This window comes from Microbacterium sp. UCD-TDU, from assembly GCF_000340625.1.
In the GTDB taxonomy this organism is placed as follows: Bacteria; Actinomycetota; Actinomycetes; order Actinomycetales; family Microbacteriaceae; genus Microbacterium; species Microbacterium maritypicum.
The window spans coordinates 128,784-138,918 of sequence record NZ_KB454449.1 but is presented as its reverse complement, the minus strand read 5'-3'; the positions used below and the strand labels follow the sequence as shown (position 1 = coordinate 138,918).

8 protein-coding genes are annotated in these 10,135 nt (G+C 68.2%); 3 read left to right on the top strand and 5 right to left on the bottom strand.

Annotated features, from left to right (window positions below; translation table 11 throughout):
* Window positions 1-587: 587 nt before the first annotated feature.
* The gene (locus D514_RS37920; RefSeq protein ID WP_144053139.1) at window positions 588-815 is read right to left on the bottom strand and encodes a hypothetical protein; all 228 of its coding nucleotides are present in this window, start codon (window positions 813-815) and stop codon (window positions 588-590) included.
* A gap of 594 nt (window positions 816-1,409) precedes the next feature.
* Between D514_RS37920 and D514_RS37915 the strand changes: the two genes are divergently transcribed.
* From D514_RS37915 to D514_RS37905, 3 genes are all read left to right on the top strand, one after another.
* Window positions 1,410-1,838: a hypothetical protein gene (locus D514_RS37915; protein WP_144053138.1), complete on the top strand. Its 429-nt coding sequence runs from the start codon at window positions 1,410-1,412 to the stop codon at window positions 1,836-1,838.
* Between the two features lie 180 nt (window positions 1,839-2,018).
* Window positions 2,019-3,407 carry a DUF4192 family protein gene (locus D514_RS37910; RefSeq protein ID WP_031206525.1) on the top strand — a complete coding sequence of 463 codons (1,389 nt, stop codon included), beginning with the start codon at window positions 2,019-2,021 and terminating at the stop codon, window positions 3,405-3,407.
* A 316-nt stretch (window positions 3,408-3,723) separates the two neighbouring features.
* Window positions 3,724-4,818 (top strand): LacI family DNA-binding transcriptional regulator, encoded by a 1,095-nt coding sequence (locus D514_RS37905; RefSeq protein ID WP_017831651.1) that lies wholly within the window; start codon window positions 3,724-3,726, stop codon window positions 4,816-4,818.
* Between the two features lie 43 nt (window positions 4,819-4,861).
* Here the strand turns inward: D514_RS37905 and D514_RS0119965 are convergent, their stop codons facing one another.
* The 4 genes from D514_RS0119965 to D514_RS37890 are packed head-to-tail and all read right to left on the bottom strand — an operon-like array spanning window position 4,862 to window position 10,085.
* Window positions 4,862-5,329, bottom strand: a complete 468-nt coding sequence (locus D514_RS0119965) for a VOC family protein (protein WP_017831650.1) — start codon at window positions 5,327-5,329, stop codon at window positions 4,862-4,864.
* On the bottom strand, window positions 5,326-6,993 hold the full coding sequence (locus tag D514_RS37900) for a hydantoinase B/oxoprolinase family protein (protein WP_017831649.1): 1,668 nt from the start codon (window positions 6,991-6,993) through the stop codon (window positions 5,326-5,328). Before D514_RS37900 ends, D514_RS0119965 begins: the two co-directional genes overlap by 4 nt.
* Window position 6,994: 1 nt before the next feature.
* Window positions 6,995-9,046 (bottom strand): hydantoinase/oxoprolinase family protein, encoded by a 2,052-nt coding sequence (locus tag D514_RS37895; protein WP_017831648.1) that lies wholly within the window; start codon window positions 9,044-9,046, stop codon window positions 6,995-6,997.
* Between the two features lie 52 nt (window positions 9,047-9,098).
* Complete coding sequence (locus tag D514_RS37890) at window positions 9,099-10,085, bottom strand: substrate-binding domain-containing protein (protein ID WP_017831647.1); 987 nt, start codon at window positions 10,083-10,085, stop codon at window positions 9,099-9,101.
* Window positions 10,086-10,135 lie beyond the last annotated feature (50 nt).

Below are 10,135 nucleotides of genomic sequence, written 5' to 3'. Positions count from 1 at the left end.
CCCATCGATCAGAAAATTCCTTCGAAAAAGCGAGCGGGCGGCTGGCGCCGCCGCTCTGTCGGAGCGCTGGCGCGCTCCTGCGCCCCTGGCGGGGCGCTGCGTGGCTGGGTTGTTGGGAGCCGTAGCGGTGTCGAAGTGGTCGGGCGTGGGTGGTCGGTTCGGGTGCTGGTCGGTGCGTTCCGAGGTGGTCGAGTGGGTGTCGAGCGACGCGCTGTCGCGGTCGCGGTGGTCGGGTTGTGGAGGGGTCGGAACGGTGGGTGCTCCCCCGTTTCCTGATCGGGCTGAGGATGACGGGGGTGCCCTCGGGTGGGCGGGGATCTCCCGGCCCTGCCGATCGGCCCTCAGGCGGGCGCACAGCGCCGCTGCGAGCAGACGCCGGCGCCCGGTGCCCCACCCCGCCGAGCAGCTCGAGCAGCTCGCGAGCGCGACCAGATACCCCCACCCCGGCGAGAGCGGGCGCGGGCGCGGGCGCGGGCGTCGCAACATACCCCCACCCGGGCCGCCATGCCCCGACAGGCCCGAACGCCCCTCACAGCGCCGCAGACAGCCGCAGACAGCCGCTCAGAGCCGCTCAGACGCGGCGAGCGCTACCCGCCACCCCGCAACGCCCCGAGCAGCTCCACCAGGCCCGCCACGCCCACCGGCTCCCCCGTACACACCGACCACACCACCGCCCCTACCGGCAGCCACAACCACGCCCACGCCCTCGCCGCCCGCCCCAGGGCCTTCCCCGCACCCGCAGCGGCATCCGCCACCCGCTCCACCCGCCCGAACCACGCCACCACTGCCGAATCCGACTTCTTCTTCTCATCCATGCCCGACATGTGCGCGGCGCGGCCCTCAACCCCTCTCCGACCCACCTCCACCACCTCCTGCACGTCATAGGTACGAACCCCGAGCCAGATCGGACACCAGCCCCTCCCTCACATACGGGCGGCTGCCGCACCTTCGCGGACACAACCCGTCAGAAGGAATATCGACCGCACCCCCACAGACGACCTTGACCCGCACCCCCACACCCCGACGATCACACCCCGCCACACCGCGAAAAATGCTTGCAAATTTCAAGCACAATTCACCCCGCACCACCGGCCCACCCGACACCACCACGCCGCCCCCGCGATCCCGAAAAAAGCTTGCAAAATTCAAGCACTTTTCGCCACAATCGTCCCCACCCCCACCAATGTCCGACCCCCTCCCTAGTTTGTAAACGTCAGGTTCACATAACAGGAACAACCGAAAGGACACACACCATGGGAATGGACNGCCGCCCCCGCGATCCCGAAAAAAGCTTGCAAAATTCAAGCACTTTTCGCCACAATCGTCCCCACCCCCACCAATGTCCGACCCCCTCCCTAGTTTGTAAACGTCAGGTTCACATAACAGGAACAACCGAAAGGACACACACCATGGGAATGGACGTTTACGGAGAGGCAGCCACGTCGAAGGTCGGAGAGTACTTCCGCAACAACGTGTGGTGGTGGCGCCCGCTGGCCGACTACATCCTGCGGACACACCCGGAGCTGGCGTCGAGCTGCTCCGAGTGGCACAGCAACAGCGGCGACGGCCTGAACGCCGCCGAGTCGATCGCTCTCGCCGACGCTCTGAGCGCAGATCTCGCATCCGGGGCCGTGGATGCCTACTCGACGGCGTACGCCGCTGAGGTGGCCGCACTCCCCCGCGAGGCGTGCAACCTGTGCAACAGCACGGGATTGCGCACGGATGAGATCGGCGTCGCGCACGGCTACGACAAGCGTCGCGCACGGCTACGACAAGCCTCGCGACCCGGCGACCGGGCGCGGTGGATGCAACGGCTGCGCGGGCGTGGGCACGCGTGAGCACTGGGCGGCGAGCTACCCGTTCCCCACCGAGAACGTGCGCGAGTTCGCCATGTTCCTTCGCGCCTCGGGCGGCTTCAAGATCCTCTGAGCCGTCGGCCCGCGAATCCCAATGTCGGAGCCCCCCCCCGTAGTCTGTAAATGTCAGGTTCACAACAACAGTTCGAAAGGACACACATCATGACTGAGAAGAAGGTTCTGAAAGCCGAGGGAGTCGGCGAGCTGGTCGGAGCGGTCACCGCACTGCTGGGGTACATGCCCTCACAGTCCCTGGTCATCGCCCCGCTCACGGGCACCCGCGCCACGAGCGCTATGCGGGTCGATCTCCCGACCGACGCCGAGGTCTACCCGGCCATGGTCGCGCAGGTGATGGGACTCACGTGCCGCGTGCAGGGCGTGACGGGCTTCGCGGCTGTCGTCTACACCGACGGCGCCGACTCGGAGCACGAGGGGCTGGCCGCGACCCTGCTGAGCGCGGCATCGTTCATCGGCCTGGACGTCGCCACCGTGGCATTCGTCACCCCGACCACCTGGGGCGAGTACTTCGAGGGAGCGGCCCGCCCCCTCGACACTCTCCCGGCGCTGCCGGGGCCGGATCTGGTGCGCGACGGCGACCAGACCTCCGGGGCTTCGCTCCCCGTGGTCGATGAGGCGCTGCGGGTGCGGATCTTCAACGCCCCGCTGCCTCACCCGGAAAGCATGGATGCGTGCGCTCTGTTCGAGGACGTGCTCACCTGGGACGTGGAGGCGCTGGACGCCGAGAAAGTGGCCGTGCTGACCGGCCTGGTGTCGCTGCCGATCTTCCGCGATGTCGCACTCTCACAGTGGGCGACGACGGAGGGGCAGGGCCGGTACCGAGAGCTCGACACCAGAAACGCCCTCGGAGCCACCCAAGGAGCGCTCCAGCCCTGCCAGCCAGACCTCCCCAGCGGCGCGATCCTCGAAATTCTCCAGCCCGCCGATGACCCCACCAAGATCCTCAGGAACGGGCCCAACGCGCCCCGCGTCGCCGACGCAAAACCGCCCGCACCGCCCAACGAGCACAGAAGGAACTCGACGACTTCCCGATACTTTCGAGCAGGCACTCGACACCCTCGCAGCCCACCTCGCCCGACTCACCACCAGCCAAAGAGCAGCCCTGCTCCCCCTCGTCCAAGCCCGCATCCTCATCACAGCACCCTGGCCCCGCACCACCAGGAAAACCCGATGCCAACCGACCACGACACGCACGACGAACGCATCACCGAGTGCTCGACGAAATCGCCAACACCCGCCCAGGCAACTCCACCACCTGGACCAACCGCGGCATCGAAATCACCGTCTACGGCCAACGCCGCTACGAACTCCACACCCCCACACGCTGGGCAGTCATCATCACCATCGCAGGACGAATCCGCCGCATCCACACTTGGCAACAACTCCTCGACCACGTCGACGCGCCGCCGCAGAGGTCAAGGAGATCTGAGCGCCTTTCAGCGGACTGTCGTTCTGCTCTCGTGTGCCATTCGAGGGGGTCGGGTTGCTCCTCGTCCTGGTCGGGATCTCGCAGCTGGAGGAGTCGGGGTGTGAGGCGAAGTAGCCGCTCACCTCTTCCCATTGAGATTCGATTGGCCACACCTCGAGGTATTCAGCCCGGCCTCGGCGACCCTGACCCATGCGGTGGCCGCCGCCGCTATCGCCTCATCCAGCTTGAGAAGCGCCTGCCCCATTAGGGGTCCGCTGGGTCGAACCGCGAGGGATGAGCTTAACTACTCAGATGTCTTGAGGAGGAGGCCGTAACTGCTGCTGCCCACGCGCTCGATATCGTCCGCCGGCCCCTCGGGGTGGCCCTACCCTAGAACGGCGGTGCGTCGTCGCGCTAGTCCGCGTGCGATAACGTTCTCCTATGAAGCACGGATCGCCGACAATCCAGCACGTCGCCGAGAGCGCGGGCGTCTCCGTCTCCACCGCAAGCCGAGCCCTCGGCAACTACGGTCGCGTGAGCGAGAAGACCCGCCGCCACGTGGCCGCGGTGGCCGACGCTCTGGGCTACCGTCCCAACCGACTCGCACAGAGCATGATCTCCGGCCGCACCAACACCATCGGCGTGATCTGCGCCGACATCCACAGCCCGTTCTTCTCGGGGATCATGCGCGGCATCACCGACACCGCCGAGGCCGCAGGCTACAGCGTGCTGCTGACCAACAGCGACGAGAGCTCCGACCGCGAGACCGCCGCTCTCGACCTGCTGCTCGACAAGCGGGTCGACGGCTTCATCGTCTCCCCCGCCGACGTTCAGCATGTCGAGCACCTCGCCGATGCCGTGGCCACCGGCAAACCCGTCGTCATGGTCGACCGGGCGAGTTCACAGCTGCCCACCGACGCCGTGCTCGTCGACGGCCCCGCTGCAACCCAGCGGGCCGTCGCACACCTGTTCTCCCTCGGCCACCGGCGCGTCGCGATCGTCGCCGAGCTGCGCGAGCCGCGCGAGTCCAACTGGCAGGCGATCCTCGGAGACGCCAACCTTGAGCACGTCGACCTGTTCAGCCTCAACCCGAGCTCCGCCCGCCTCACCGGCTACCTTCGTGCCCACGTCGAGGCCGGCATCCCGGTCGACCCGCGGCTCGTGTTCCAGAGCGGCGAGTACAGCGTCGAGTCGGCGATCCGCGCCACGCTTGCAGGACTCACCGACCCCGACCCCGCCACCGCGGTCGTCGCGATCGACAACACCATGGCCCTCGGCGCTTACCAGGCCATCCGGCGCCTGCGACTGCGGATCCCCGAAGACATTTCCTTCATCGGGTTCGACAACCTCGAGTGGACTGAGCTCGTCCAACCGCCAGTGTCGGTCATCGAGCAGCCCGTGTACCGCATCGGTCAGCTCGCCGCGGAACGGCTCATCGCACGGCTCGGCGGTGACGAGTCCGAACCCGAGATCGTGAACCTACCCACGAGGTTCATCGAGCGGGAATCGACCGCAGCCCCCGACGCGCGAGCCTGAGCGCGTCCGGCCCCAGCTCGTGAAGCCAGCGCGATCCAGTCCGTCAGATCGCCTCGCCGGCCCACGCCTCGAAGGCATCCCGGTTTACGCGCAACCCGAGCTCGATCCGCGCGCCCTCGGGCGTGCGAAGGAAGCGGTATCGTACGCGGTCATCCGGTTCGAGGCCGTCTGCCTCCATGGCGAACCCGCCCACGACCAGACGCGCGGTCGCCTCGTCGAGGTCGTCGGCCCAGTAGGTGACGTGGTGCCAGGGAACGCCAGGCCAGTCCTGTTGCCAGAAGCTCCCCGGAACCTCCTGGATAAGCTTCACGTAGGGCAGCTCACCACCGCTCGTCGTATACTGCAGGGGCGTCTCCTCGACGGCGCCGCCGGGACGGCGAATGCGCGCAAGCGGCTCGGTCACGGGGGCGAACCGGTGACCGAGCGCGCGGAACCGCCCGAGCGCAGCCTCGATGTCGGGGACGACGAGACCCAGGTGCTCGGGCGGTCCCAGTCGCACGGGAACCGTCAACGGGTGGTCTTCCCGCGGCGCAGGTCCTCCTCGATGGCGAGGCGATCACGCGTCGCGGGGTCGCCGTAGCCGCCGCCGCCTCCGGCGCGCAGGCTCACGATCTCGCCCGGCTGCGCCTCCCCCTGGCCCTTCGAGGGCCGCACGTGCTCGACGCCGTCTGCCGTGATGAGTACGAGCGAAGCGCTCGCGCCCGCAACACCGCCTGCGAGACCCTCCGGCGCGAAGGCCGGATTGGTCTGCTCTGCCTCAGAGAGGAAGCGCAGCGGCTGCTCGGAGATGTTGCGGTAGTCGGCACGGATCCCCAGGCCGCCGCGGTATTTGCCGGCGCCGCCGGAGTCGGCGATCAGCGAGTACTGCTCGATGCGCAGCTCGTAGTTGGACTCGATGACCTCGGCCGGGATCAGCGAGCAGTTCGCCATATGCACATCGACGGCATCCGCACCGTCGTGGCCCGCCGTGGCACCGGCGCCGCCGGCGACGTTCGCGAGAAGGACGACGCCGTCGCCCGACTTCGGCGAACGCGACTCGCAGACCAGCACGGGCCAGCCGACGAACCAGCTTGCCGACGTCCTCCCAGGTGCGGCCTGCACGAGTGCCCTCGTCACGACCGACGCCAGACGCTGCGATGCCAGGTGACGGTCACCGACGGCGGCCGGGAACCGGGGATTCGTCACGGTGCCGAGGGGTGCGTTCACCACGACGGGCGCGAGCGAACCCTCGTTGAACGGCACCTCGTTGGGCATGAGGCACTTCACGGCATAGTGCACGACCGACCACGTGGTGGAGATCGGGATGTTCATGCCGCCGCGCATCTGCTGAGCGCTGTTTCCGAAGTCGAACGAGATGGAGTCGCCGTCGATGACGACGTCGACCTGCATGTAGACCGGCTCGTCGAGCACGATCCCGTCGTTGTCGAGGTACCCGTTAGCGGTGTAGGTGCCGTCCGGCAGCGCCGCGATCTCAGCGCGGGTGCGTTCGGCGGTGTAGTCGAACAGGTCGGCGATCGCATCCCGCAGCGTCTCAGGCCCGTAGCGGTCGGCCAGCTCTCGGAACCGGCGGGCACCCGACCGCGCCGAGGCGACCTGGGCCCGCAGGTCGCCCTTGTTCTGCTTCGGGTGCCGCGTGTTCGCGTCGATGATGTCGAGCAGATTCCTTTCGGGCACACCGCGCACCTCGAGCTTGAGCGCCGGCAGCAGGACGCCCTCTTCGAACACCGACTGCGAGATCGCCGCCGCGGTGCCCGGCGTGCGCCCGCCCCAGTCGGCGTGGTGGGCGATGACCCCCGTGAAGCCGATGAGCCGTTCCGCTGCGTCGAAGACGGGCACGAACAGGTTGATGTCGTTCGTCTGACACGCCCCCTGGTACGGGTGGTTCGTGACGAAGACGTCGCCGGGGTGGATGTCGTCGCCCCACTTGTCGATGCACGAGCGAAGCGCCGGCGACATGGAGGCGAGCAGGGTGGGGATGTCGAGCGCGGCGGCGATGAGGCCGCCGCGCTCGTCGAACACGGCGCACCCGTAGTCGCGCATGTCCTTGACGACGACGCTGAGCGCCGTCCGCCGAAGCGACGAGCCCATCTCCTCGGCGATGGTCTCGAGGGCGTGGCGTACGACCTCGACGGTGATGGCGTCCGTGCGCCACTGGTGTTCGAGCGTGACGGTCATGTCAGCCCTCCTGATCGAAGGTGAGGATGAGGTTGCGGAGATGGTCGACGCGCCCCGAGGCTGCGGGCGGGACGACCGTCGTGGCCTCCCGCTCCTCGATAATCGCGGGACCCGTGAACGTGGCGCCCGCCGCGAGGTTCGAGCGCTCGAACACAGCCGTGTTGACCCATCCGGCGTCCTTGAAATAGACGGCACGTGTGGTGGTTGGCTGCGCGGCGTGCTCGTGCGGCTCGGCGGCTGGTGCGGCGGATGCCCCGGTCTGGAGCACGCCTGTCGACTCGATCGAGAGGGCGGCCAGCTCGACGCGTTCGTCCGGGTCGCTGTGACCGAACTCGAACTCGTGCTGCCGGTGGAAGCGCGCGATGCCCTCCTGCAGCAGCGCGTCATCGATGGGCTCCGAGCCGAGGATGACTTCGACGTCGTTGTCCTGCCACGCGTACCGGAAGCGGCCGATGCGCAGATGTCTGACGGCCGCGACGCCGCTGGGCGCGAGCCGCGAAGCGGCCTCGGCGATCAGCGGCGCGAGGGCCGCTTCGATGTCGCTCGCGTCGACATCCGAGAGGTCCTGGTCGACGACGGTGGTGAAGTCGTACTTCAGGTCGGAGTCGGCCAGGCCGACGGCGGAGAGCGTTCCCGGGTTCGACGGGATGAGGACGCCGCCCACGCCGACCATGCGCGCCACGTTCGCGGCATGCATGGGACCGGCGCCGCCGAAGGGCAGAAGTTGAAACTCGCGCGGGTCGAACCCGCGGTTGACGCTCACGACCCGCACGCCGCGGGCCATGATGGAGTCCGCGACCTCGAGGATGCCGACCGCGGCCTCCTCGACCGTGATGCCGAGCGGGACGGCGACGTGCTCTTCGACGGCACGCCGGGCCGCCTCGACGTCGAGAGCCATCTCGCCGCCGAGGAATCGGCTGGGATCGATGCGGCCGAGCACGACGTGCGCATCGGTCGTCGTCGGCCGCGTGCCGCCCCGGCCGTAGCTGGCGGGCCCGGGCATCGCGCCCGCGCTCTCCGGACCCACTCGCAGCAGTCCCGCACTGTCGACCCGGGCGAGCGAGCCGCCGCCCGAGCCGATCGTGTGGATGTCGAACTGCGGGACCAGGAGCGGCCGGCCCTCGAACAGCGTCTCGCGCTCGATCTGCGCGCGACCCTCGTGGATCAGCGCGATGTCTGTCGAGGTGCCGCCCATGTCGAACGTGATCTGGTTGCCGTATCCGGGTTCCTGCGCGACCTTGGTGGCCGCCAGCACGCCCGCCGCGGGTCCCGATAGGACCATGCGGTGGGCGTTGCGTGCGGCCTCCCCAGCCGTCATCACGCCACCGTTCGACTGCATGATATACAGCGGTGCGGTCAGTCCGACGTCGCCGACGCCGTCGATGATGCCGTGCATGTAGCGGGCCACGAGCGGCTGGAGCGCTGCGCTGACCGCCGCCGTCGACGACCGCGGGTACTCCTTAATCTCGGGCGCGACATCGCTGCTGACGGCGACCGCGAGGTCCGGAAGGGCTTCGCGGAGCGCGGCTGCGATCCGCCGCTCGTGCTCGGAGTTCCGGAAGCTGAACAGCAGCGACACCGCGACGGCCTCGACTCCGGCGTCGCGGACCTGCTCGACGACCCGGGCGATCGCCTCGTCCGTGAGCTCACGGACGACAACGCCGACGCGGTCGACCCGCTCGGCCACCTCGAAGACGAGGTCGCGAGGCACGTGGGCCGGCGGCTTCTCGGCCGTGAGGTCGAACAGGGCGGGCCGCAGCTGCGTGCCGATCTCAAGCACATCGCCGAAGCCCTCCGTGACGATGAGGGCCGTCGGCGGGAGCTTAGCCTCGAGCAGGGCGTTGGTCGCCACGGTCGAGCCGTGCGCGAAGATCCCTATCTCGGCGACATCCACTCCCCGCGTCTGGCCGATCCGCCGGATACCGTCGAGGATGCCGATCGACGCGTCGTGCGGGGTCGACGGCACTTTCTCGACGAGGCGGTTGCCCTCGTCGTCGATGACGACGATGTCTGTGAAGGTCCCGCCGACGTCGATTCCCAGGCGTGCTGTCATGTTGCTTCTCTTCTTCTCGGAGGTTGAGTCGGGTCGCATAAACTGGTGTCGATCAGCGGTAGAACAGGGCCTCGATCTCGGGATCGTTCATGTTCTCCTGCGTGGCGAGCACGTGCGTGACGAGAACGTCGTCGCTCTCGGTGCCGTTGCGGATGTACTCCACGAGGCGAGTCAGCGACTGGCGGCCCATCTCGGCGGCCTGCTGGATCGTGAGGGCATCCACGTCGCCTGCGGCGAGCAGATCGACCTGCTCCTTGTCGGCGTCGACGCAGATCAGCGCGATGTCGCCCGACTTGCCGGCCTGTTTGAGCGCCTGGGCGGCGCCGATGCACGCGTTGCCCCAGGAGGTGTAGATGGCGTCGATGTCGGGGACGCGGGAGATGAGGCCCGTCGCCTTCAGCTGGTTCTCCGAGATGTCGAGACCGGCGTACTCATTGCCGACGTTCTCGAGGCCGGGGTATTGCTTGAGCGCTTCCTCCCAACCCGAGAGGCGCAGGTCGACGCTCTCGATGCCGGGGGTGTAGCCAAGGTAGCCCACCTTCCCCTCACCGCCCGTCACCTCGTTAGCACGCTCGGCAGCAAGCGCGCCGCTCTCCTCGCCATCCGACTTGATCGTGAAGAGCCGGGCGGCGGGGTCGGCGACGTCCGAGTCGACGGTCACGACGGGTGTCCCGCCGTCGAAGATCGCCTTCAGGGGCGCGGAGAGGGCAACGGAGTCGGATGCGGAGAAGATGATGCCGTCGGGCTTGCTCGCGGCGACCTGCTGCAGCATGGACGTCTGGTTCGCGGCGCTCTCCTCGGCCGGTCCTTGCCAGGTGAGGTTGACGCCGAGCTCCTCGGCCGCTTCTTCCGCACCGGCGACCATCGTTTGGTAGAACGGCCGGGTCTGGCTGTTGAGGACCATGGCGATCTCGAGCGTGTCGCCATTGCCGGGGTCCGCCGAGGGCGACGCGGCGTTGTTCGAGGCGCACGAGGTGAGGAGGAGGAGTCCGGCGACGGCGGCGATGCTCGCACCGGTGACCACGCGGGTCTTGTTCATTGTGTTGCTCCTTCGGCGTTGATAGGGACATGGAAGGGAAGGTGGTGCAG